At 63.7% G+C, this 21,263-nt stretch carries 24 protein-coding genes and 1 pseudogene; 17 read left to right on the top strand and 8 right to left on the bottom strand.

Features of this window, described 5'->3' with window-relative positions; all coding sequences use genetic code 11:
* Nucleotides 1-4: 4 nt before the first annotated feature.
* Nucleotides 5-1,708, bottom strand: a complete 1,704-nt coding sequence (locus P1X14_RS00310; protein WP_277313296.1) for a M20/M25/M40 family metallo-hydrolase — start codon at nt 1,706-1,708, stop codon at nt 5-7.
* A gap of 682 nt (nt 1,709-2,390) precedes the next feature.
* Between P1X14_RS00310 and P1X14_RS00305 the strand changes: the two genes are divergently transcribed.
* The 3 genes from P1X14_RS00305 to P1X14_RS00295 are packed head-to-tail and all read left to right on the top strand — an operon-like array spanning nt 2,391 to nt 4,739.
* Complete coding sequence (locus tag P1X14_RS00305; protein WP_277313295.1) at nt 2,391-3,650, top strand: DNA methyltransferase; 1,260 nt, start codon at nt 2,391-2,393, stop codon at nt 3,648-3,650.
* Complete coding sequence (locus P1X14_RS00300; RefSeq protein WP_277313294.1) at nt 3,650-4,189, top strand: hypothetical protein; 540 nt, start codon at nt 3,650-3,652, stop codon at nt 4,187-4,189. Before P1X14_RS00305 ends, P1X14_RS00300 begins: the two co-directional genes overlap by 1 nt.
* Entirely contained in the window at nt 4,182-4,739 is a 558-nt protein-coding gene (locus P1X14_RS00295) for a DUF5681 domain-containing protein (RefSeq protein WP_277313293.1), read from the top strand. The genes P1X14_RS00300 and P1X14_RS00295 overlap by 8 nt, the downstream gene beginning before the upstream one ends.
* Nucleotides 4,740-4,762: 23 nt before the next feature.
* Here the strand turns inward: P1X14_RS00295 and P1X14_RS00290 are convergent, their stop codons facing one another.
* On the bottom strand, nt 4,763-5,398 hold the full coding sequence (locus P1X14_RS00290; RefSeq protein ID WP_277313292.1) for a hypothetical protein: 636 nt from the start codon (nt 5,396-5,398) through the stop codon (nt 4,763-4,765).
* Between the two features lie 200 nt (nt 5,399-5,598).
* Between P1X14_RS00290 and P1X14_RS00285 the strand changes: the two genes are divergently transcribed.
* Complete coding sequence (locus tag P1X14_RS00285) at nt 5,599-5,817, top strand: helix-turn-helix transcriptional regulator (RefSeq protein WP_277313291.1); 219 nt, start codon at nt 5,599-5,601, stop codon at nt 5,815-5,817.
* On the opposite strand, the pseudogene P1X14_RS00280 reads toward P1X14_RS00285, so the two are convergent.
* Nucleotides 5,791-6,408: pseudogene (locus P1X14_RS00280) on the bottom strand (oxidoreductase C-terminal domain-containing protein); the annotation flags it as partial. The gene P1X14_RS00285 and the pseudogene P1X14_RS00280 sit on opposite strands and share 27 nt — an antisense overlap.
* Nucleotides 6,409-6,857: 449 nt before the next feature.
* On the opposite strand from P1X14_RS00280, the gene P1X14_RS00275 reads away from it, so the two are divergent.
* From P1X14_RS00275 to P1X14_RS00240, 8 genes are all read left to right on the top strand, one after another.
* Nucleotides 6,858-7,040, top strand: coding sequence for a helix-turn-helix transcriptional regulator (locus P1X14_RS00275; protein WP_277313290.1), 183 nt, complete (start codon nt 6,858-6,860; stop codon nt 7,038-7,040).
* Nucleotides 7,041-7,208: 168 nt separating this feature from the next.
* Nucleotides 7,209-7,802: an SRPBCC family protein gene (locus P1X14_RS00270; protein ID WP_277313289.1), complete on the top strand. Its 594-nt coding sequence runs from the start codon at nt 7,209-7,211 to the stop codon at nt 7,800-7,802.
* Nucleotides 7,802-8,992, top strand: a complete 1,191-nt coding sequence (locus tag P1X14_RS00265) for a zinc-dependent alcohol dehydrogenase (protein WP_277313288.1) — start codon at nt 7,802-7,804, stop codon at nt 8,990-8,992. The genes P1X14_RS00270 and P1X14_RS00265 overlap by 1 nt, the downstream gene beginning before the upstream one ends.
* 5 nt (nt 8,993-8,997) lie before the next feature.
* The gene (locus tag P1X14_RS00260) at nt 8,998-9,783 is read left to right on the top strand and encodes an SDR family NAD(P)-dependent oxidoreductase (RefSeq protein ID WP_277313287.1); all 786 of its coding nucleotides are present in this window, start codon (nt 8,998-9,000) and stop codon (nt 9,781-9,783) included.
* A gap of 73 nt (nt 9,784-9,856) precedes the next feature.
* Nucleotides 9,857-10,627, top strand: coding sequence for a histidine phosphatase family protein (locus tag P1X14_RS00255; protein ID WP_277313286.1), 771 nt, complete (start codon nt 9,857-9,859; stop codon nt 10,625-10,627).
* On the top strand, nt 10,624-11,505 hold the full coding sequence (locus tag P1X14_RS00250) for an NAD(P)H-hydrate dehydratase (RefSeq protein WP_277313285.1): 882 nt from the start codon (nt 10,624-10,626) through the stop codon (nt 11,503-11,505). The genes P1X14_RS00255 and P1X14_RS00250 overlap by 4 nt, the downstream gene beginning before the upstream one ends.
* Before the next feature lie 54 nt (nt 11,506-11,559).
* On the top strand, nt 11,560-12,357 hold the full coding sequence (xth, locus tag P1X14_RS00245) for an exodeoxyribonuclease III (RefSeq protein ID WP_277313438.1): 798 nt from the start codon (nt 11,560-11,562) through the stop codon (nt 12,355-12,357).
* A 138-nt stretch (nt 12,358-12,495) separates the two neighbouring features.
* Nucleotides 12,496-13,335 (top strand): ATP-dependent DNA ligase, encoded by an 840-nt coding sequence (locus tag P1X14_RS00240; protein ID WP_277313284.1) that lies wholly within the window; start codon nt 12,496-12,498, stop codon nt 13,333-13,335.
* Nucleotides 13,336-13,351: 16 nt separating this feature from the next.
* Here P1X14_RS00240 and P1X14_RS00235 read toward each other — a convergent pair whose 3' ends face one another.
* Nucleotides 13,352-16,543 carry a DEAD/DEAH box helicase gene (locus P1X14_RS00235; RefSeq protein ID WP_346770433.1) on the bottom strand — a complete coding sequence of 1,064 codons (3,192 nt, stop codon included), beginning with the start codon at nt 16,541-16,543 and terminating at the stop codon, nt 13,352-13,354.
* Between the two features lie 101 nt (nt 16,544-16,644).
* Between P1X14_RS00235 and P1X14_RS00230 the strand changes: the two genes are divergently transcribed.
* Nucleotides 16,645-17,196, top strand: coding sequence for a hypothetical protein (locus P1X14_RS00230; protein WP_277313283.1), 552 nt, complete (start codon nt 16,645-16,647; stop codon nt 17,194-17,196).
* On the top strand, nt 17,193-17,654 hold the full coding sequence (locus tag P1X14_RS00225; protein ID WP_277313282.1) for a hypothetical protein: 462 nt from the start codon (nt 17,193-17,195) through the stop codon (nt 17,652-17,654). The genes P1X14_RS00230 and P1X14_RS00225 overlap by 4 nt, the downstream gene beginning before the upstream one ends.
* A 114-nt stretch (nt 17,655-17,768) precedes the next feature.
* Here P1X14_RS00225 and P1X14_RS00220 read toward each other — a convergent pair whose 3' ends face one another.
* Genes P1X14_RS00220 through P1X14_RS00210 form a run of 3 tightly spaced genes read right to left on the bottom strand, consistent with a single transcriptional unit; the run spans nt 17,769 to nt 19,525 of the window.
* Nucleotides 17,769-18,683, bottom strand: coding sequence for an NAD(P)/FAD-dependent oxidoreductase (locus P1X14_RS00220; protein WP_277313281.1), 915 nt, complete (start codon nt 18,681-18,683; stop codon nt 17,769-17,771).
* Nucleotides 18,680-19,303, bottom strand: a complete 624-nt coding sequence (locus P1X14_RS00215) for a PRC-barrel domain containing protein (protein ID WP_277313280.1) — start codon at nt 19,301-19,303, stop codon at nt 18,680-18,682. The genes P1X14_RS00220 and P1X14_RS00215 overlap by 4 nt, the downstream gene beginning before the upstream one ends.
* A 33-nt stretch (nt 19,304-19,336) precedes the next feature.
* On the bottom strand, nt 19,337-19,525 hold the full coding sequence (locus P1X14_RS00210) for a hypothetical protein (protein WP_277313279.1): 189 nt from the start codon (nt 19,523-19,525) through the stop codon (nt 19,337-19,339).
* 170 nt (nt 19,526-19,695) lie between these two features.
* On the opposite strand from P1X14_RS00210, the gene P1X14_RS00205 reads away from it, so the two are divergent.
* Complete coding sequence (locus tag P1X14_RS00205; RefSeq protein ID WP_277313278.1) at nt 19,696-19,872, top strand: DUF3606 domain-containing protein; 177 nt, start codon at nt 19,696-19,698, stop codon at nt 19,870-19,872.
* Nucleotides 19,873-19,911: 39 nt separating this feature from the next.
* On the opposite strand, the gene P1X14_RS00200 is transcribed toward P1X14_RS00205, so the two are convergent.
* Entirely contained in the window at nt 19,912-20,199 is a 288-nt protein-coding gene (locus P1X14_RS00200; RefSeq protein ID WP_277313277.1) for a UvrB/UvrC motif-containing protein, read from the bottom strand.
* 108 nt (nt 20,200-20,307) lie between these two features.
* On the opposite strand from P1X14_RS00200, the gene P1X14_RS00195 reads away from it, so the two are divergent.
* Together P1X14_RS00195 and P1X14_RS00190 are read left to right on the top strand one after the other, a co-directional pair.
* Entirely contained in the window at nt 20,308-20,550 is a 243-nt protein-coding gene (locus P1X14_RS00195; RefSeq protein WP_277313276.1) for a hypothetical protein, read from the top strand.
* 136 nt (nt 20,551-20,686) lie between these two features.
* Complete coding sequence (locus P1X14_RS00190) at nt 20,687-21,226, top strand: hemerythrin domain-containing protein (RefSeq protein WP_277313275.1); 540 nt, start codon at nt 20,687-20,689, stop codon at nt 21,224-21,226.
* Nucleotides 21,227-21,263: the final 37 nt, after the last annotated feature.

Raw genomic sequence — 21,263 nt, 5'->3', positions numbered from 1 at the left:
AGGCTCAGTTGAAGCTGCTATAAACCGCCACGCTCGGCGCGACGGCATCGAAGCGCACCCATAAAGCGATGCCGAGCGCGAGCAGGGTCAGCACCGCTGCTTCCTTCATCGCCCGCGCCCGGTCGATCCGGGCGAACAGCGGCAGGAGCAGCAGCGCGCCGAGCGTGAGCGGGATCACCATCGCGAAGGGCAGGTCGGCGCCGACCGCCTGGAACAGCGCATGGCCGAGCGTGAGCAGATAGCCCACGCCCAGCATCGCGGCGATGGTCAGCGCCCAAGCACCGGTAGCGCCGCCGCGCCAGCGCATCACGGCGGCACCGATTCCGCCGAGCAGCAGCGGGATCTGGAGCGGGAAGGCGGCGGTAGGTGCGACGGCCTGTGCGATGGCGGCCAGCAGCAGGAACGGCGCGGCGATCGGGTGGAGCAGCGGCAGGACCGGGCGCCGGTCGAGCAGCAGGCCTGCGACCAAAGTCGCTGCGGCGAGGCACAGCAGGACCGCCTGAATCTCCAGCCGGGGAATGGCCGCGAGCCGGTCGTAATAATTGACTGCGCCATCCGCGCCCGAGGCGAGATTGCCGAGGAACAGCAGCAGCGCGCCCAGCACGGTCAGGGCCAGCGCAGCACCCGCACCGCGCCCCATGCCGCGAAGCGTCGAGACGCCCCAACCAGCATAGGCATAGCTGCCCGCCGCGACCACGAGGATCAGCCAGCCGACCCAGCCGGGATAGGCAAGGAAGACGAGGCCGAACAGGTCGTAGAAGACGCGATCGGGCGCCTTGCCCGGCAGCGCGGGCGCATCGAGCAGGCCGCGGCTGAGATCGAGCACCTGCCGCCCCATATCCTGCAGCGATCCCTGATCGAGTGCCTCCGGGGTGATCAGCGGCGAATGATAAAGGCCGGGGCGGCCGATAAAGGCGAAGTTGAAGCCGGGAACGCCCTGTTCCTTGGCGACGGTATAGTCGGTGTAGTTGGGCAGATTATTGTAGACGAATACGCTGAGCGAGGTGCCGACCGGGCGATCGACGTGGCGCGCGAAGAGATCGATCATCGCGCCATTGGCATCGCCGGTTTCGAACATCGAAGTCCGCCCGCCGCCGCCGCGCGCCTCCATATTGACGATCACGCCGACGCGCTTCCGCGCCGGATCCCGGGTGAAGAAATGTTCGGCGCCGTCCAGCCCCAGTTCCTCGGCATCGGTGAGCAGCACCATCAGCGTGCGCTCGGGCTGTTTCCCGCTCGCGCGGATCGCCCGCACCGTTTCGAGAATCGCCGCGACCCCTGCTGCATCGTCCGCAGCACCGGGCGAGCCCCAGACCGAATCGTGATGTGCCATCAGCAGCACGGCCGGTTTGGCGGGATCGCGCCCTTCGAGCGTGGCGATCACATTGGTCGCCTGCGCGCGGGCCGGGCTGCCCCGCCACTTGTCGAGCCGCGCCTGTGCCTTTTCGGCGAGCGGCATGCTGACGCTCGTCACCGTCATGCCGAGCGATTCGAGGCGCTCCGTCAGATAGGCGCGGACACGCCTGTTCTCCTCGCTGCCGGTCGGGTGCGGCGCGCGGGCGATCTCGCGCACATCGACCATGGCGCGCGTGGCGGAGAAAGCGGTGGCCGGCGCGTCGGCCGGGGCGGGCGACGGCGTAGTGGTGGCGATGACGGTGAGCAGGATCGCGCCTGCGATCGCCACCAGCAAATTGGTCCAGCCCTTCATGCGCCCCTCCCGTTCGACGCGGGAGCGTATCGGCCGGGCAGGGGCGTCACAAGCCCGGGGCGGACCTGGAATTCGATCCTGACAAGAAGTGGTGCGCGGCGCAGTCGCGAGCGGACCGGTCTCACCCCGATAACAGGGAAAATCGCGCTTTGTCGGCGTAATTCTCCACGGGGCTTTCACAATTAGCGTTAAATTATCAATGGCTTGCTCGGCTATTCGCGGCCGTGGCGCTATTCCCATTGCCCCTGAAACAGGGAATTTCAGGTCCGAAACAGGCAACCAAAAGCAGCAAACAGGGAATGCGACACCCCGATCAGGGTATCGAGCCTGGCGACATCGAATCTGGGTGGCTGGGGACGTTGACCGGCGTCACCGGCTTACCGGCGCGCCAACGCACTGAGTGCAATCCCGGCATAACCGGCTATCAAGCTGACTATAGTGGCTTAAACAAATCACATATTGGCATATTAGTTGGCTTATATTCCGGCCAATACCAAGATGAATGGCATTCAAGCTGCCGATTATCAGCAATTGGTTGTGCGAGATAATGGCAAGTCTATTTTGCAGTGCTTCAAGCTAATGATATAGAATCGCGTGACGAGCGCGATATTTCCGTTTTCTGTTGACGATTATTGTTAGGCATCGATATTCATCGGCCGAACGGTGAGGCTGGGATTTGGCGATGTACGACGTGAAGCTTGAGGTGGTTGAGTGGGACATCGGTGTGCTCGTGCCGCATCCGACCAACGCCCGGACGCATCCCCGCCGTCAGATCGAGCAGCTAAAGGCGTCGATCCGTCGGCATGATTTTGTGAATCCGATCCTGATTGACGAGAACGGCATCATCATCGCCGGTCATGGCCGAGTGCAGGCGGCGCGGGAGCTCGGCATGACGCGAGTGCCGGCGATCGTGTTGCGGCATTTGTCCGAGGCGCAGAAGCGAGCGCTCCGACTCGCTGACAACAAGATTTCGCTCAATTCTTCCTGGGATCCCGACCTGCTTCGCATTGAGCTAGCCGAGCTGAGCGCGATGGAAATCGAGATCGACTTCAACGATCTGGGTTTTTCGGAAGGCGAGGTCAACGTCATCCTCGATCCCGGCGCTGATCCGGATGACGAGGTCATTCCAGCGCTGCCAACGCAGCCGAAAACACAGCTTGGCGATATATGGCAGCTGGGCGACCATCGCATTGGTTGTGGTGATGGGCGTGACTTGGCCTTCGTGCAGCAGGTCCTGGGCAATGGCATTCAGGCTGACTGTGCCTTCCTCGACGCCCCCTACAATGTGAAAATTCAGGGTCACGCTAACGTCAAAAGCAAGCATCGTGAGTTTGCGATGGCATCGGGCGAGATGACCGATAGCGGCTTTCGTGACTTCCTGGCTGACACCTTTGGCGTTTGCGTCAAACTATCGCGCGACGGTGCCGTGCACTTCCTGTGCATGGACTGGCGTCACGCCGACGATGTCTCGGCCGTGGCGAAGGTACTGTATGGAGAGCAACTCAACCTATGCATTTGGAATAAGTCGAACGCCGGCATGGGCTCGCTCTACCGGTCGAAGCATGAGCTGGTCTTTGTCTACCGCGTTGGCGATGTGCCTCACCTGAATACGGTTGAGCTCGGCCGCCACGGTCGCAACCGCACCAACGTGTGGGATTATGCCTCGGTCAATACGTTCAAGGGCACGCGGGACGACCTCGACCTCCATCCGACGGTGAAGCCGGTCGCGATGGTGGCGGACGCGATTCAGGACGTCACTCGCCGGGGCGATGTCGTACTCGACATCTTTCTCGGCTCGGGCACCACCCTGATTGCATCGGAGCGCACCGGTCGCCGCTTCCGGGGCCTGGATATTGACCCGGCCTATGTTGATCTTGCGGTTGATCGTTGGGTGGCGATGACCAATGGTACTCCGCGGCTGCTCAAGGGCTGGGATATCTGATGGCCCAGTCTCCAAAGCGGAAGCCAGCGAAGAAGTCGGTGCAGTCAGCATATGCGCTGGTTGCGCAGCGCCAGGTCGGCGTTGAGCTAGGCGGCAAGCCAAAGAAACTGGGGGCGAAAGAGGCCCTGGAGCTGCGGACCTACCAGGACGCGGTCAACGGCAAGTATCGGGCGGCGAAGACAGTGCTTGGCTGGATCGACGAGCGTGAGGTCGCGAAGAGTCCGGGCCAGTCAAAGGTGCTTCCCGTCAAAATCGTGATCGAGAATAGTCGCCCGGTTCCGATGGATGACGCGTTGGTGCTGCTTGGGATCGTGACCGGCAATGGCGAGCTAAACGAGGACGGCGGCCCCTATTTCAAGCTGCAGGCGTGGGCGGTGCAGGAGGCGCTGGATCGGCATGCCGATCTGCGAACTCGCCGCGACCTGGACAAATTGGTCCGGCAATTTGATCTGCAAGATCGCCGCGGACTCGAGGACTTGGTCCGTCACACCGACAATCCCGATGCCGTGCGTTGGCCGAAGGGTTCTCGTGATGGCTGACGAACCTCCTTACGAGATCGGCTATGGTCGCCCGCCCAAGCGCACGCAGTTCCAACCCGGTATCTGCCCAAACACGCGGGGCAGGCCGCGGGGGCGCAACAAGCCGCTGCCGTACGACACAGTGTTGGGTCGCGAAGCGACGATCGTCGAAGACGGCGTCCGCAAGAAGGTCACTGCGGACGTGGCGTTCCTGCACTATCTGATCAACGAGGGCCTCGCGAAGGACGGGCCGCTGCGATCGCTAGCGCTGCGGGCATTGCAAAAGCCTCAGGCGACGGCCACCAAACCCAAGACCCAGCTTGTCGTTTACACCTGCTATGCGCAGGACGGCGAGGTCGATAAGCCAATGCGCAATCTGGGCATGGCGCATTTGCTCGATAGTTATCGCCCAACGGCGAAATTGGTCATCGAGCCATGGCTGGTGCAAGCAGCATTAGCTCGGCTCGGGGATCGTCCTCTCACGATCGCCGAGCAGGAGACGATCGTCGCGGCGACACGCAAACCGCACAAAGTTGACTGGCCGGAATGGTGGGAGGTACGGATCTTCTAGAGCCTGGGCACGCCCGCATCGGATCACTGTGGCGTCATTTGTCTCAGCACGACGAAGCGAACTCCGGTGTTCGAGACCTTGATGATCCTGATCCGAGCGCCCTTGAACCCGATCTCGTTGCCGTCCGCCAAATCGTATGACAGCTCCTGCGAGAAGGCAGGTCGCGCGGTGTTATTTACATATTCGCGGTACTGCAGCGTGATCGTTCCCTTCGAGCCGCCGGAGTAAAGGATCTCTCTTCGCAGCCCACCGCCAGGTGCCCACATGCACCGATCGATTTGGAACTGCGCATCTGGGATCGGGACGTCCAGTTTGGAGAAGCCGAACACCAGGCGTGCCACCAGCCGCCGATCGTTGGTGGGATCCACATAGACGCCGATGTCGGGCTTTGAGAGGCCGCGACGCTCGCCCTTCTCACGATCGTATCGGAACGTCGCGCCCGTCACCATAAACAGGTCGCGCCCATAGCCGGGGCTTGGCAGCGTCCCCTCGGGCAGATTCACGGTGAAATCGGCTCCCGCGCGTTTCCCGTGCACCGCGGTATTTGCAGTCAATCGCAATCCGGAGAACGATATCCCAGCCTCGCCGGTGGAAAGCATCACGCTCCCAACCTCGACCTCCCGTTCTTCACCGACCGCCGGCACTGCTATCGTCTGCATCGATCTAGGGGCGGTACTATTTGGACTACATCTTGGCAGGTCAGCCACGGATTGCGCATGTGCGTCTGGAAACGTGCCACACATTATGGCGATCGCAATTGTCGCCGAGATGCCGAAAGTCGGATGCCGCGCCGGGCGAATTATGAAATACATACTATAGTTGATAAACTCGCACGGCGTTGATCGCCAGTGGTTTGTGCATGGACATGCGCAAACTTGTCGGTGCGAATGTCGCGCGGATTCGCCGCGAGCGAAATCTGACACAGGAAGCGCTCGCTGAGCTTTCCGGGCTCAGCCAACAGTATTTGAGCGGCCTGGAACGCGGGCAGCGAAACCCGACAGTCGTGACGCTTTATGAACTGGCGACCGCGCTCGGCGTCAGCCATGTTGAGCTAGTTGCCCCAACGCTGTGTTCCTGATCGGCCGAGTAAATCTTTCAGCGACCGCTCGGCATTGGAGAATTCGGTAGCGCTCACAGCCGAGGCACCTTCTATGAGCTTGCGACCCTGAACATAATCTTTGGTGGCGTTGACGCAGTCGAGTGCGATGAGCTGACCTTCCTTAAAATAGCCGATGCTGAATGTGCAGGTCGCCGGGTCCCCACGGATGACCGCGAGATCATGGCCCGATGAAAGGCCTACAGTCTGCAACTTTAGATCATATTGGTTCGACCAGAACCAGGGCGTAGCCTGATAGGGCGCGTGGGCACCCGCAATGGTGCGCGCCGCCGTGGTTGCTTGATCAGTGGCGTTCTGCACGGATTCTAGCCGGATCCGTGCCCCGCCAGCGAAGGCATTGATGTGTGCAGCGCAGTCGCCGACAGCGAAAATATCCGGCAATGTCGTTCGGCAATGGTCGTCGACATCAACGCCATTGCTGCCTTCGGCACCGGCAGCAATCAGCGGCCCGACGGTCGGGACAATGCCGATCCCGACGATCACTGCCTCGCAAGCGATAAGCCTGCCGTCGGCTAGCCGGACACCTTGGGCGCGTTGATCGCGCCCCTCGATCGCACTGGGCGAAGGCCCACCATAGATGCCCATCGGCAAACGTCACCCACAGGCACTTCTCGTCGCGTTCGAAAAAGTCCTTGAGTTCACGTACGCCTTGCGTGGCGCCCGCCGGGCTACGGCCCGCAGCGACCAATGCCTGCCGCACCCTATCCCAATTCCCTGTCAAGCATGACGTGTGATCAACCTGCTCGAAGCCGAACGGTACGATCCCATCGCAAAGGGCGCAGACCATCGACCGTTCTGGCCGAGCTTAATGTAGCGAACGGCAGAAGGGGCGGCGATGAGGGCGTCGGTCGCCGAGGTCGATTGCCCCGGCCGATGTTGGCTGTTTGGATGCTAGTGGCACGATAGATGCGACCCCGGCTGCGCATGCTGTACTCGAGCCATATACATACTATAGTAGATAAACCATGGCCGCGTAGGTCGCCAATGGTTTCCGTATGGATATGCGGAAACTTGTCGGCGACAATTGCGCCAGAATCCGCAAGCTTGAAGGGCTGACCCAAGAGCAACTGGCCGAGAAGTCGGGGCTCACTCAGCAATATTTAAGCGATCTCGAACGCGGCAAACGCAACCCGACGATCGTCACGATCTATGAAATGCGCTGGCGCTCGGCCTGTCGCACCTAGATTTGGTCCAGCCTTAGCGCGCTTTCGGGCTTACGACCGGACGAAACCCGAACCGGTTTGTCCTTGCTATTGGCGTAGTGCTGCCGCCAAAGAAATCTCTCCGCAGATGCCCGACACGGAACGTACCCCCTATCCCGTTGTTGAGACATCACAAAATCGGAGAATGTGATGAGCGACACGCTCGACCAGACGTCACGGGACGATGCCCCGCTGGCGACCTCGAAACATGCCTCTGCTGCTGTGGAGGCAGCGACAGGCGGTCTGATCGAACCGCGCGGCGATACCTTGATCGCGCGAGCGGTCACGATCAACCGGCCTCGCGCTGAGCTGTTCGCTTACTGGCGCGACTTCGCGAACCTTGCGAGCTTCATGGACAATGTCGAGCGCGTCGATGCGCTCGACCCCGACCGGTCGCACTGGGTGGTCAAGGCGCCTGGCGGCAGGACCGTCGAATGGGATGCGACCGTCACCGAGGAGGTCGAGGGGGCAGTGCTCGCCTGGTCTTCGGATGAGGGCGCTGATGTACCGAATAGCGGACGGGTGGAGTTCCGCGATGCAGGTGCGCGAGGTACTGTCGTTACCGCGACCATTCTTTACGACCCGCCCGCGGGCGTGATCGGCAAGGTGATCGCCAAGATGTTCCAGCGCGAACCCGCGATCCAGGCGCGCCGCGATCTTCGCCGCTTCAAGCAGCTTATGGAAACCGGCGAGATCGCCACATCGTCGCGCACCCGCGCTCAACTCGAAGAGGAGCGGAACTGATGCGCGCACTGGCATGGCACGGGAAGCACGACGTTCGCGTCGATACGGTCGACGATCCCGAGATCCTGAACCCGCGCGACGCGATCATTAAGGTGACGGCGACGGCAATCTGCGGTTCCGATCTGCATTTGTACGACGGCTATATCCCGACGATGCAGGCGGGCGACATCCTCGGTCATGAGTTCATGGGCGAAGTGGTCGAGGTCGGCGCGAAGTCCACGCTCCAGATAGGGCAGAAGGTCGTGGTGCCGTTCACGATCGCGTGCGGCAGTTGCTTCCATTGCGGCAAGCATCAATATTCGGCGTGCGACAATGGCCTCCCTGCCGACAATCAGGACATCGGCCAGGAGTTGTACGGCCAGCCTATGTCAGGCCTCTTCGGCTACAGCCATCTCACTGGCGGCTATGCCGGGGGCCAAGCCGAATATGTCCGCGTGCCGTTCAGCGATGTCGGCCCGATCGTGATCCCCGACGGTGTTCCCGACGAGAAGGTTCTGTTCCTTTCCGACATTCTCCCCACCGGCTGGATGGCGGCGGAGAATGCCGGCATCGAGCCGGGCGACACCGTCGCGGTCTGGGGCTGCGGGCCGGTGGGGCTTTTCGCGGTGCAATCGGCGTTCCTGATGGGCGCCGAACGCGTGATCGCGATCGATCACTTTCCACATCGGCTGGAACTCGCCAAGCGCTTCGGCGCAGAGACGATCAATTTCGAGGAAAGCGCGACCTATGAGGCGCTGATGCTGATGACGGGCGGAATCGGCCCCGATGCCGTAATCGACGCGGTGGGGCTCGAGGCGCATGGCTTCTTCGTCGATAACGTCATCGACCAAATCAAGGCATCGACCTTTCTCGGCACCGATCGCATCCATTCGATTCGGCAGGCGATCCTTGCCTGCCGCAAGGGCGGGCGCGTCTCGATGCCGGCGGTCTATGGCGGCTTCGTGGACAAGTTCCCGCTCGGTGCCTTCATGGAGAAGGGTCTGACGCTCAAGACCGGCCAGACCCACGTCCAGCATTATATGCCCGGGCTGCTCAACGCGATTATGGAGGGGAAGATCGATACGACCTTTCTGATCAGCCACACCCTTGGGCTCGAGGACGCACCCAAGGGCTACAAGATGTTCCACGACAATCAGAACGAAGTGACCAAGGTGGTGCTCAAGCCCGGCCTGGCGCTCGCAGCGGAGTGACACGCATGGCAGACAAGCTCGCAATCATCACTGGTGCCTCGACGGGCATCGGTTTTGAACTCGCAACGCTTGCAGCGAAAGACGGATATGACCTGATCGTGGTCGCGGACGAGGCACTGATCGATGCTGCAGCCGCCGATTTTCAGCAGTTCGGCACTGACGTGCAGTCCGTTCAGGCCGATCTTTCGACGATCGACGGCGTGGACACGTTGCTCGCCGCCACCAACGGGCGCCGGATCGATCTGCTCGCTGCCAATGCCGGCATCGGTACGGGCGGGCCCTTCCTCGACCAGCAGGTCGCGAATTGGCGGCATTCGGTCGATACCAACATTACCGGTACGGTGTATCTGCTCCAGAAGGTGCTGAACCAGATGGTGACGGCCGGCGCCGGCAAGGTTCTCGTAACCGGCTCGATCGCGGGATACATCCCCGGCAGTTTCAACGCCGTTTACAACGCCACCAAGGCCTTCGTGGACAATTTCACCGAAGCGCTGCGCAATGAATTGAAGGATGTCGACGGCGTCACGCTGACGACGCTGATGCCGGGCGCGACCGACACCGAATTCTTCGCGCGTGCCGACATGCTCGACACCAAGGTCGGGCAGGACAAGAACAAGGCGGATCCCGCGAAGGTCGCCAAGGACGGGTGGGATGCGCTCATGGCCGGTAAGGGCCACATCGTGTCCGGCCTTGCCAACAAGCTGCAGGTCGCTGGCGCTGGAGTCCTTCCGCAATCCACGCTAGCGGAAATGCATCGCGGCATGGCGGAACCCGGCAGCGGCGACGCCTAGTGTCCAGTGGCGGGCCGTGCGGAACAGGTTCACGCCCGCCGCATTGTTCGCACATGATCTTGTTAGAACCATCATGACGACGGCCCGCTGGCCCGAACGGCTTTGGCTGGTTCGCCATGGCCAGAGTGCGGGCAACGTTGCTCGCGATCTCGCGCACGCGGCCGGGCAACATCGGATCCCTCTTAACCTGCGCGACGTGGATGTTCCACTTTCTGGCTTGGGCGAGCGCCAGGCGGATGCGCTGGGACGTTGGTTCGCCCAGGGTTTAGGAGGCGGTGTGCCCGACGTAATCCTGTGCAGTCCATACGTTCGGGCGCGGGACACGGCGCGGCGCTTTTGCGATGCGGGCGGTGCGCACGCCGAAGAAGCGATCTGCGGTGACGAGCGATTGCGTGAGAAAGAGTTCGGCATTCTGGACGGCCTGACGACCGCAGGTATCGTCGCAGAGGAACCGCGTCAGGCAGAGTTTCGCCAATTGCTCGGGAAATTCTATCATCGCCCGCCCGGCGGTGAGAGTTGGTGCGACGTAATCTTCCGCCTGCGGTCGCTTCTGGACACCGTATCGCTTCATCATGGCGGACGAAAAGTGATGATCGTCGCTCATCAGGTCGTGGTGTTGTGTCTTCGCTACGTTATCGAGAACCTTTCGGAAGAGGAGATTCTCGCGATCGATCGTCAAGGCGATGTCGCCAACTGCTCCGTCACTGAATATGCCTACGATCCCGCCGTGGGACAGGACGGCGGCTTGGTCCTGGTCCGCTACAATGTCACTTCGCCAGTCGATGAGGATCCGCAAGCCGAAGTGACCCACGAGCCCGACGCGATGGTCGGCGCGCGGGGATGATCGTACTGGACCAGACGTGGCTCCGGCTGCATCCCTTGCCTCAGCCTGAGGCGGACACGGACAAGAATAAGCGGGGGCGTGTCCTCGCCGCCGGGGGCGCAGAGACTGTGCCCGCCGCATTGCTGCTGACCGGCGAAGCCGCCTTTCGCGCCGGTGCTGGCAAGGTTCAGTTGGCAACGGTGGAATCAGTTCAGCTCGGTTTGGGTTTGCGAATGCCCGAGGCCGCTAGCTTCGGGTTGCCGTCGAACGATTATGGGGAACTGGCGGCGGAGGCGGGGGTGGTTCTGGCCGGCATGCTTGAGCGGTGCGATGCGCTGGTGCTTGGTCCGGGGATGGGATCCGACGCAGAATCCGGGGAGATTCTGGGTTCTTTGTTTTCCGGAGCGGGACAGCACGTTCCAATGCTTCTCGACGCAGCCGTCATCGCGGCGATGGCGAACTTCGTTACGCAGGCGCAAACCTGGAACGAAGCGCTGGTGATGACGCCACACCCCGGTGAGATGGCCGCTTTGATGGGCTGTGATGAGACCCAGGCGTCAGCCCGCCTCGCTGAGGCAGCTTCGGACAAATTCGGAGCGACCATTGTCTTGAAAACTTCGGAAACGTGGATTGCCACACCGGGCGCTGCAACGCTGCATTATCCCGGCGGTGGTCCCGGTCTAGCGACCGGCGGATCTGGCGATGTCCTGGCCGGTTTAATCGCCGGTCTGATGGCAAGAGGAGCAGAGCCTATGACCGCCGCGGGCTGGGGTGTTTGGCTGCACGGTTGCGCCGGCTCGATGCTCGCGAAGCGCGTTGGGCCGCTTGGGTTCATGGCAAGCGAACTTCTCGCTGAAATTCCGGCTTTGATGGCGGCAGTCAGTGTGCCGAATGACTGAGTTGCACGGCGCGATGGCGGCGGAACAGCTGCTGCGCCGAAACGTCTGTTGGGCGTGAAGATCGCGACTTACAATGTGAACGGCGTCAACGGGCGCCTGCCGGTACTCCTGCGCTGGCTGGCTGAGCGCGAGCCCGATATCGTCGTGCTTCAGGAATTGAAGGCACCGCAGGAGAGGTTTCCGGAGGCTGCGATCCGCGACCTTGGATATGACGCCATCTGGCACGGGCAGAAAAGCTGGAACGGCGTCGCCATGCTGAGCCGGGTCGGCGAAATTCATGAAACCCGCCGCGGGCTACCGCTAGACCCAGATCCCGGCCAGAGCCGCTACATCGAAGCGGCGGTGAACGGGCTGCTAATCGGCGGCCTGTATCTGCCCAATGGCAATCCTCGCCCGGGCCCCAAGTTCGACTACAAGCTGCGCTGGTTCGACAAGCTGATCGAGCATGCCGCTGGGCTGCTGGAGTCGGGGCTGCCGGTAATGCTGGCGGGCGACTTCAACGTCATGCCGACCGAGCGCGACGTCTATAAACCCGAGCGCTGGCTCGACGACGCGTTATTCGCGCCGGAAGTGCGCGAGGCCTTCTTCCGCCTGACTGGGCAGGGCTGGACCGACGCGCTGAGAACGATCCATCCCAACCAAACGATCTACACGTTCTGGGACTATTTCCGGAACGCCTATGGGCGCAACGCGGGACTCCGGATCGACCATCTCCTGCTCAGCCCCGCACTTGCCGGCCGGCTCGTGGACGCACAGGTCGACATGCATGTTCGCGGCTGGGAAAAGACCAGCGACCATGCGCCGGTCTGGGTCGAGCTGGCGGACAAGCCGAAGCGGACGCGCAAGGCATGACCGACAGGATGCACCCGCTAGCCGCGACCGAGCCAATGGAAGCCAAGCTGGTAGAAGCGCTGCCGCAGGAGCCGGGCTGGCAGTTCGAACCCAAATGGGATGGGTTTCGCGCTATCGCATCGCGCCTGGGCGAAGCGGTTGAGCTGCGATCCAAATCAGGCGACCCGCTGCGACGACTATGTCCTCGATGGCGAGTTGATTCTGCCCCTCAGCGGCGCGCTGTCTTTCGACGCTCTGCAGGCGCGGCTGCATCCGGCCGAGAGCCGAATCCTCCGGCTTTCGCGCGAAACCCCTGCGCAGCTGATGCTGTTCGATTGCCTCGCGCTGGAGGGCGCGGCACTGATCGACTGTCCTCTCGCCGATCGGCGGGCGGCGCTTAAGCGCTTCCATTCGCGCGATGGCAGTGCAGTGCTTCTGCTCTCCCCTCATACCGCGAGTCTCGCAGGGGCCGAGGCATGGCTCACGGCGAGTGGCGGCGCACTGGACGGTGTCATCGCCAAGCCTCTCGACGAACCCTATCGGCCCGGCGAACGCGCGATGCTCAAGGTCAAGCGGCACCGCACCGCGGACTGCGTGGTTGGAGGATTCCGCCGCGCCAAGGACGGACCGCTGGTCGCATCGCTACTGCTGGGGCTTTACGACGATGCAGGCTTGCTCAACCATGTCGGCTTCACCTCCGCGCTGGCCAAGGCTGACCGCGCCGAGCTGACCGAACGGCTGGACGCACTGATCGCCGCACCCGGATTTACCGGAAAGGCACCGGGCGGACCGAGCCGGTGGAATGACGGCAAGGAAAGCGAATGGATTCCGCTGAAGCCCGAACTCGTCGTCGAGGTCAGCTTCGACCAGGTCACCGGCGACCGCTTCCGTCACGGTACCGGGCTCGTTCGCTGGCGGCCCGACAAGGCGCCCCGGCAATGCCGTATGGAACAGCTCGACTATGCGCTGCGCCCATCCGAGCTTGCCGATATCCGTTAGCGGCTGGGGCCAATCGCTAGTCGCCGCTCGCGCCGGCCAGCTCCTCCAGTAGCGAGCGCACCCGCTCGAGCCGCTCGTCGGCAGCGTCGATCCTGTGGGCGAGGATCAGGCGGCCGTTGCGGTCTTCGAGCGCCGTCGCGGCGGTGTCGATCAAGGTGCCGGGCCGCGGCGTCAGCGCGATCGCGGCCGGACCGGCATCGATTCTCCCAATCCCCATCTCGCGCGCCAACAATCTGACATGGGCGATGGCGAGCATCCTCTGAACATCGTCCGGCGCTGCGCCGAACCGGTCCTCGATCTCAAGCTCGAAGGCATCGAGGCCCGCCGCGTCGCTCAGGCGCGCCAGCCGGGCGTACAGACCGATCCGCGTGTCGGCCTCCGGAATCCAGCTCTCCGGCAGGCGTCCGGCCACGCCGAGGTTGAGCTCGGGCGACCAGACATCGACCTGTTCGCCGCGCGCAGCCCGAAGCGCGCCGCCCAGCAAATGCTGGTAGAGGTCGACTCCGATCAGCTTCATATGCCCGGCCTGTGCGTCGCCCAGCAGATCGCCCGCGCCGCGCATGTCGAGATCGCGGGCGCTGATCGCGAAGCCCGCGCCCAGGCGATCGAAAGCCTGAAGCGTGCGCAGCCGCTTCAGCGTCGCATCGGCGATCGTCGCATCCGGGTCGGTCAGCAGCAGGATCTGTCCGCGCCGGCTGCCGCGCCCGACGCGCCCGCGTAGCTGATGAAGCTGCGAGAGGCCGAAGCGGTCGGCGCGCCACACGATCATGGTGTTGGCGCGCGGGACGTCGAGCCCCGCTTCGATGATGTTGGTCGCGAGCAGCACATCCCCGTCACCGTTTGCGAATGAGACCATCGCCTCGTCGATTTCGGCGGCCGGCATCTTGCCGTGCGCCTGGGCAATGCGCAGATCGGGGACCAGCGCCGCCAGCTTCTCGGCCATCGGCGCCATGTCCTCGATCCGCGACACGACGACGAAGCTCTGCCCGCCACGCCCCTTCTCGCGCATCAAGGCAGTGCGGACCGTCGCAGGCTCGAACACGCCGACGCTGGTGCGGATCGGCTGGCGTCGCGCAGGTGGCGTTGCGATCACCGATACCTGTTGAAGGCCGACCAATGCCGTCTGCAGCGTCCGCGGGATCGGCGTCGCCGTCAGGGTGAGGATATGACAATCGGCCGAAAGCCCGCGCAACTTGGCCTTGTCGGCCGTGCCGAAGCGCTGTTCCTCGTCGATCACGACAAGCGCGAGGCTGCTATAGTCTGCACTGGCCACCGCCCCGGTGCCAATGACGATATGCACCGAGCCGTCCGCCAGTCCCTCCTTGACCGCCTTTTTCTCGGCAGCGCTCGACAGGCGCGAAAGACCGGCGACGACGATGTCCGTACCTTTGAACCGCCTGCGGAAACTTTCGAGATGCTGACGGACGAGCACGGTCGTCGGGGCGGCGACCACTGCCTGCTTGCCTGCCAGGACCGCCAGCGCCACTGCGCGCATCGCGACTTCGGTCTTGCCGTAGCCGACATCGCCGACGACTAGCCTGTCCATCGGCTTGCCCGAGGCCAGTTCGCCGCGGACCGCGGAAATCGCGCGCGCCTGATCGGGCGTCTCGGTGAAGGGAAAGCCCGAAACGAAGCGCTCATAGGCGGCCGCATCCGGATCCAGCACCGGGGCCGAGCGGCCATCGCGTTCGACTGCCAGCGCCGTCAGGCCCCGCGCGCTTTCCGCAATGGCGAGATCGATGGCGCCGCGGCGCTTCTCCCAGCTCGAACCATCCAGCTTGTCGAGCGTCACCGCTTCCGCATCCGCGCCATACCGCCACAGGCGGTCGGCGTCCGTGACAGGCATCAGCCTGCGGGCACCGCCGGCATATTCCAGGACTATGGCTTCTCCTGCATCCTCCGCATCGCCATGCATAGCCTCGAGGCCCGCGACCTTGCCGATCCCGAACTCCTCATGGACGACGACATCGCCGAGGCGGATATCGCCCGTCTGTCCGCGCAACACGTCCGCATTGCTATGGGAAGCGTCCGCGGTGTGGGCCCGGCTGCCGAGCAGATCGCTGGCCGCAACGGCGAGCAGGCCCGGCACGGTCCAGCCGCGGTCGAGCGGCATCTCCAACAACGCCAGCGTGCCGGGGTCGACCGTCTGGAGGTCCCGCCACTGTGACAACTGCACCGATGAAGCGCCAGTGACCTTGGCCAGACGCGGAGCGAGGAAGCGAAGATCGCGCGCCGCGCCCAGCACCACGACGCGTCCGCCCGCTTCGAACGTCCTTGCGGCTGCGCGGGCAAATGCGCGGAGCGGTGCCTTGCGTTCGACGAACCTCGGCGCATCGGTCAGGTCAGTATCGCCAAGATCGATTTTCCGCCGTGCCGCGGTCGCCGCTTCCCAGACCGCCTGGTCGACGACCGGAGCATCCCGCCCGGTCCCGGCAGGATCGCGAGCAAGTGCGACGAACCGGTCCCGGCGCTCCCCAGCGTCCGGATCAGCCGCGATCGCCGCGTCGGGCATATGGTCGAACAGCGAGGTCCAGTCCCCGCCAAGCGACGGTTCGGACGCCCGCCCGATCTCGAGCATATCCAGCGGATCGTTGCCCAGCTGAGTGACGGGGTCATAGGTGCGGATCCCCAGGATACGGCCATCGTCGAGTTCAATGCGGGCCGGGAGAATGGCGTCGGCGGGAAACAGGTCGATCACCTGTCCGCGAACGGCCATTTCGCCAGGCTCATCGACGCGGTCATCGGCGAAATATCCGATTTCCTCCAGCGTCGCCGTAAAGGCTTCTGCATCGAGTGCGTCGCCTGCACGCAGCGCGGGCGGCGCTGCGTCAAATGCGAAAGGCGGAGCAACCGCGTTGGCGGCCGCTTCGGCCGTGGTAATCAGGGCGACCGCCCGGACAGCATCCGCATGGGCTTTGCGCGCCCGGCGCAGCGCGGCTACCCGCCGGCCGACATTCGCGGGCGAGGCAGGCGATGAATCGCCCGGGAGCGCATCGCTCGAGGGGCAATGAATCACTTCCGCGTCCGGGACGGCGCAGCGCAGCGCCTCCGCCACCGCTTCGGCGCGTTGCTCGTCGGAGGCGACGAACATGACATTCCCGTCCAGGAGCGCGTTCGCCAGTGCGACTGCCACCATGCCGACAGGCGTCAGCACGCGCTGGGACGAACTGGCATGGGTTTCGCCCGAACTTTGGACACCGACGCGCATTTTCTTCCTCGCGCCGCAGGACGGCAATGATGCGGCGATCATTCGCCGAGCACGGGCGCACAACTTCGACCACGGTCCTTCGTTCCCCTCATCTGAGCGGTATGAAATTCAATTACTTAGGCCGGAACCCTGGCGTGCGAGAGCTGTTCAGGCTGGTCACCGCAACACAGGAGGACAGTGTGGCTTCGACCGGGATCGATATCGAACCAGAGGCAAATGAAGGTTCCGCACCTGACGGCGCGGCCAATCGCCTTGTAGAACAAGTGAAAGGCCAGGCGGGCGGGCTTTCCGAGTTGGCCTTCGCCAAGGCCGGTGAATTCGCCGATGGGCGGAAGCAGGATGCGGTGCAGAAGCTCGGTATCGTGGTGGAAGTCATCCGTGACCTCGCCGACGGCGCCGGCGACCAGTTCGGCAGCGGGGTCGGCGGCCTGGTTCATCGCGGCGGCGATGTGGTGGAGACTGTCGCCCAGAGTCTGGATCGCCAAAGTGTTGGCGATATGGTCGATGGCGCGCGCTCGCTGATCACCCGGCACCCCGGCGTTGCGATCGGTGTGGCCTCGATCGCAGGACTTCTGATTGGCCGCATCGCAAAGGCGGGAATGCGTCAACCTGTCGCCGGAAAGGTGCCATTTGAGATGGAGGCGGCGGCATGAGCACGAAACCAGTCAAATCCGCGCGACCTGGCTCTGCGAAAGCCGGAGGCCATGCCGCCACGCCAGCCGAACCCGGCAACGTTCGTCCGGGGCCGAAGAAGTCGGCTGCGCGCGGCGTCGCCCAGCGATTGGGCGACGTGGTTCAAGCCGGTGCGAAACAGGTTGGCGCTAATCCCCTGGCTGCTGTTGCGGGTACGGCCGCGGTCAGCGCCGGTATCGCCCTGCTCCTTCCTTCAACACGTCGTGAAGCCAAGGTGATGGGCGATGTCGCCGATAAACTTGGGGATGTGGCGCGTGAGGCAGCCGACAATGCGGTGGAAGCCGGTCGCAAGCAGGTGGAAAATCTGGCGCAAACCGCCTTGGCTGGCGTAGGCGGAGCTCTTGTGGAGGCCGCTATTTCGGGCGGCGAAAAGTCGGTCGACGATAGCGATGCTCGTCTCAAATCATCGACCCCTTAAGCGGATCCTGACCGCCGGCTTCGGCGAAATTACCGCAGCGGCGACTGCGCGAGGGCGGCATTGGCGTTCCGGTTGCGAGCGGTCCGTGGCGGGCGACTGGATTAACGGTGCTGGTTAGCGACGAAGCGGGCGGTTCTCGGCAAGGTCGTTGCGGATCGTGGTCGCTGCGACGCCCGCTTCCCCCATGGCATGGCTGATCTGGTCGAGGCCCTTCGCAACGTCCCCCGCCGCGTAGAGGCCGGCGATGCTGGTGCGTTGATGATCGTCGACCACAAGGCAGCCATCGGCGCTGGCCTCAGCCCCGAGTTGCACCGCCAGTTCCGACCGGATGACCGATCCAAGGGCCGGGTAGAGCGTGTCGAAGCCATGGTCGCCGCTGGGTGTGGGGACGATAATGGTTCGGTCCTCCAGGCGGAGCGACTGACACGGACCGTCAATGATGGCGACCCCGGCGCCCTCCAGCGCCTCGCGTTCCGTATCGTGAAACGCGTGCGGTCCGCCGGGTGCGATCAGCGTCACGCGGCTGGAAAAGGAGCGCAGGAAGATCGCTTCCTTGTGGCCGTGCGTACCCGTGCCGATCACGCCGATATTCTGGTCGGTCGCTTCATACCCGTCGCAGATCGGGCAATAGCGAAGCAGCCCGCGCTCAAGTGCGATGCCATGAAGCTCCGGCGAGATCGGGGGCGGGTTGTTGACCACGCCGGTGGCCAGCAGCACCGTCCGCGCGAGAATGGTTTGGTCGCCGAGGGTGGCGGCAAAGAGGCCATCGTGCTGTTCAAGTCCCTCGATGACACCCTGGGTTATCGCGGCGCCGACACCGGCCGCCTGCTCGTGCATGCGCTTGAGCAACTCCGTTCCCTTTATCCCGCCCGGGTACCCGGCATGATTATGCGTCATCGGGATCAGAGCCGCCCGGCTCTTGCCGGCGTCCACGATTTGCACGCCCAGGTGGAAGCGGGCGAGATAGATAGCGGCGGTCAGTCCGGCAGGGCCGGCTCCAATCACCAGGCAGTCAAGCGGGGTGCTCATGCGGCGGCAAAGCCGGACGCGTGCGTCCGTTCCGTCGTGCGCATTTCCGGCGTGAATGCAGCAGGCCAGGCACCGGGTGACAGGATCGGACGCCGTTCGAGATCGGAGGCGCTCAAGGTGCAGGCAACGCCGTCTTCGGATAGCTGCAACTCATCGGGATGCAGGGCGTGGAGCCGTTCGCCGACACCGCCGATACCACCCTCGCTGACGACGACATAGGCGATCCCCGCATCGGAGCAGCGAAGCATCGCCTCCACAATCACGCCGATCGCCGTGCCGTCCTTGCCGATCAGCCTCGAACCTGCGAACGAGCCCAGCGCGTAGAGTGTCGGCACACGCGTGGCGGCGCTGCGTCTGGTTGCGGTCGCTCCGCCGTCCTCATAGCGCGCCTGGCGGCCTAGCCATCGCCAGATGCCAACCAGATTGACCAGCGTGAGAAAACCGTTCGTGAGCAGCAGATTCTGCTGACCGCTCGATATAGCCACGATCGACCAGCCGACCGACCCGACGGTGAAGATTACGAACCCCCAGCCCGTGATGCGAGCGCCAAGATTGGCGGCGGTCATCATCGCTGCGATCATCGTCGCGATCGGTGCGACCCAGGCCGCTGCGGCTTCCATGTGCCTTGTCTCCCCGTGCAGCGCTGGGCCAGGTCAGGCCAGGCGGGTGCTATCGTCCCCGACCGCACCGCCGGGCCAGGCGATCCGGTCGAGGAGCGTTATCAGGTGCTCGAACATGTTGTCGTCCGCGATCGCATAGGCGCGATCGAAGCCAGACCCAAGGCGCTCGAGATCGCGCGCCGACAATAGGCCCACCGCCACGATTTGATCCTTCTCGGTCATGGCGACCAAACGCGAGGGGGAGGCAGGGGGTGCCAATTGTTTCGCGTCGTGACCGCAATTCTCTTGCAGCACCGAGGCAGCAGACACGGATACTGCCGGAAGATCGCGGGGCCATGGCATCCAATTCAAATCCCGGGAGTTTTTCGCTCGCCAACAAGGGAGAGTGGATCATGGCCGACAATAAATCCGCAACCGGATCACCTGACCGTGATCGTATCAACATGTCCGAGGATTATGAGGTTCGCGACTGGACGGAGTCGCTCGGGGTAAGTCGCGAACGCCTCCAGGAGGCCGTGGATGCCGTGGGCAGCTCGGCGGACAAGGTGCGCGAGTATCTGAGCAGATAGGATCGATCGACGGCCAGGGGGCGCGCGATATGAGCGCGTTCACCGGCGGCCCTTGCCCCGGCGACTGGCGCCCTTCGTCATCGGGTCGGGCTTGCGCGGCGGCTTCCAGCCCTGCGGGGGCGTGACGCGCTGCTGACTGGTGCCGATGCCCATGGCGCCGGGTTTTTGTCGGACGAGACCTGCGGTATCCGCCTGCTCCGCGTCTTCCCGCGACGCTCCGCCGCGCATGAGGTTGATCCGGTCGCGCAGCTTGCGCGCCTCCTCGAAATCCAATGCGGCTGCTGCCGCATCCATCCTGTCCTGAAGCTCTGAAATCGTCTCGCCCATCGTCCTGCAACGCGCGGGCTGTCGGCAATGCTCCAATGGATGGGCCGTGCGTCCGTGCGGGCAACGATACAAAGTCTGGACCGTTAGGGTGGCTTGGGAGACTGGATGATGGACATTGCGACGACGCCCGCGATCGAGCGGATTGCCCGGGTACTGGCAGGCCAGCGCCTCAGCGCTAATGCGGATGGGGAAGATGCCCACGCGGCGGACGCAGTCGATTCGACCTGGCGAGAATTCGAAGGCGATGCCGTCGCGGTGCTCAAGGTGCTGCGCGAACCTGACGAGGCCATGGAGCGCGCTGGCGACATTGCCGTTTGGCAGCGAATGATCGCAGCGGCACTAGGCGAGTAGCAATGCCGCGTGCTCGCATGAGCGCACGGCATATGCATTTGATTCTGATGAATTTGTTGCGAGTCGTTAGCAGGGAACGTCGCCTGCCAGCGCCGGTTTAGTCTGGGCCGAACCATTCGGCGCTGGAGGACGGATAATGTCGATATTGGACAAGGCGATAGCGGCGATTACACCGCCCGAAAGCGACGAAGCGCGTGCCGAAGCACGAGCAAAGGCGGAAAGCCTGGCCAAGCCTGGCGACTGGCTGGACCAGATCCTTGGCCATCACCGGGAGATCGAAGCGCAATTCGCCGCGGTGAAGGCCGCCGGCGACGCGACGTCGCGGCGCGCCGCGCAGGAGAAATTGGGCTTGCTCCTGACTGGTCACTCGATCGCCGAGGAAGCCGCCGTCTATCCCGCGCTCGCCGCCGACCATCAGGTCGGGCATGCTGAGCTTGCGTATCAGGAGCAGTCGGCCGCCAAGATGGAGATGGGCCTGCTCGAGCGGCTCGACCCGATGAGCCAGGACTATCTGGACAAGCTCGGCCATATCGAAGGCGCGGTCGCGCATCACGTTTATTCCGAGGAAGGCACCTGGTTCGCCGAGCTGGCCGAGTCCGCCGACCCTGCCGACCAGGCGCTGATCACCCGGCGCTATACCGAAGAATATGAGCGCTACACGGGCGCTTCCGCCTGAGACCATGAGCGCCGCCCGGTCATTCCGGGCGGCGGAC

The organism is Sphingomonas sp. AOB5 (genome assembly GCF_029433115.1).
Taxonomy (GTDB): Bacteria; Pseudomonadota; Alphaproteobacteria; order Sphingomonadales; family Sphingomonadaceae; genus Sphingomonas.
This window is presented reverse-complemented; position numbering and strand designations above follow the sequence as displayed.

Bases quoted from the DNA above. Each gene is read 5' to 3' on its own strand.
- P1X14_RS00310 (WP_277313296.1), bottom strand. From the start codon at position 1,708: ATGAAGGGCTGGACCAATTTGCTGGTGGCGATCGCAGGCGCGATCCTG.
- P1X14_RS00305 (WP_277313295.1), top strand. From the start codon at position 2,391: ATGTACGACGTGAAGCTTGAGGTGGTTGAGTGGGACATCGGTGTGCTC.
- P1X14_RS00300 (WP_277313294.1), top strand. From the start codon at position 3,650: ATGGCCCAGTCTCCAAAGCGGAAGCCAGCGAAGAAGTCGGTGCAGTCA.
- P1X14_RS00295 (WP_277313293.1), top strand. From the start codon at position 4,182: ATGGCTGACGAACCTCCTTACGAGATCGGCTATGGTCGCCCGCCCAAG.
- P1X14_RS00290 (WP_277313292.1), bottom strand. From the start codon at position 5,398: ATGCAGACGATAGCAGTGCCGGCGGTCGGTGAAGAACGGGAGGTCGAG.
- P1X14_RS00285 (WP_277313291.1), top strand. From the start codon at position 5,599: ATGGACATGCGCAAACTTGTCGGTGCGAATGTCGCGCGGATTCGCCGC.
- P1X14_RS00275 (WP_277313290.1), top strand. From the start codon at position 6,858: ATGCGGAAACTTGTCGGCGACAATTGCGCCAGAATCCGCAAGCTTGAA.
- P1X14_RS00270 (WP_277313289.1), top strand. From the start codon at position 7,209: ATGAGCGACACGCTCGACCAGACGTCACGGGACGATGCCCCGCTGGCG.
- P1X14_RS00265 (WP_277313288.1), top strand. From the start codon at position 7,802: ATGCGCGCACTGGCATGGCACGGGAAGCACGACGTTCGCGTCGATACG.
- P1X14_RS00260 (WP_277313287.1), top strand. From the start codon at position 8,998: ATGGCAGACAAGCTCGCAATCATCACTGGTGCCTCGACGGGCATCGGT.
- P1X14_RS00255 (WP_277313286.1), top strand. From the start codon at position 9,857: ATGACGACGGCCCGCTGGCCCGAACGGCTTTGGCTGGTTCGCCATGGC.
- P1X14_RS00250 (WP_277313285.1), top strand. From the start codon at position 10,624: ATGATCGTACTGGACCAGACGTGGCTCCGGCTGCATCCCTTGCCTCAG.
- P1X14_RS00235 (WP_346770433.1), bottom strand. From the start codon at position 16,543: ATGCGCGTCGGTGTCCAAAGTTCGGGCGAAACCCATGCCAGTTCGTCC.
- P1X14_RS00230 (WP_277313283.1), top strand. From the start codon at position 16,645: ATGAAATTCAATTACTTAGGCCGGAACCCTGGCGTGCGAGAGCTGTTC.
- P1X14_RS00225 (WP_277313282.1), top strand. From the start codon at position 17,193: ATGAGCACGAAACCAGTCAAATCCGCGCGACCTGGCTCTGCGAAAGCC.
- P1X14_RS00220 (WP_277313281.1), bottom strand. From the start codon at position 18,683: ATGAGCACCCCGCTTGACTGCCTGGTGATTGGAGCCGGCCCTGCCGGA.
- P1X14_RS00215 (WP_277313280.1), bottom strand. From the start codon at position 19,303: ATGGAAGCCGCAGCGGCCTGGGTCGCACCGATCGCGACGATGATCGCA.
- P1X14_RS00210 (WP_277313279.1), bottom strand. From the start codon at position 19,525: ATGACCGAGAAGGATCAAATCGTGGCGGTGGGCCTATTGTCGGCGCGC.
- P1X14_RS00205 (WP_277313278.1), top strand. From the start codon at position 19,696: ATGGCCGACAATAAATCCGCAACCGGATCACCTGACCGTGATCGTATC.
- P1X14_RS00200 (WP_277313277.1), bottom strand. From the start codon at position 20,199: ATGGGCGAGACGATTTCAGAGCTTCAGGACAGGATGGATGCGGCAGCA.
- P1X14_RS00195 (WP_277313276.1), top strand. From the start codon at position 20,308: ATGGACATTGCGACGACGCCCGCGATCGAGCGGATTGCCCGGGTACTG.
- P1X14_RS00190 (WP_277313275.1), top strand. From the start codon at position 20,687: ATGTCGATATTGGACAAGGCGATAGCGGCGATTACACCGCCCGAAAGC.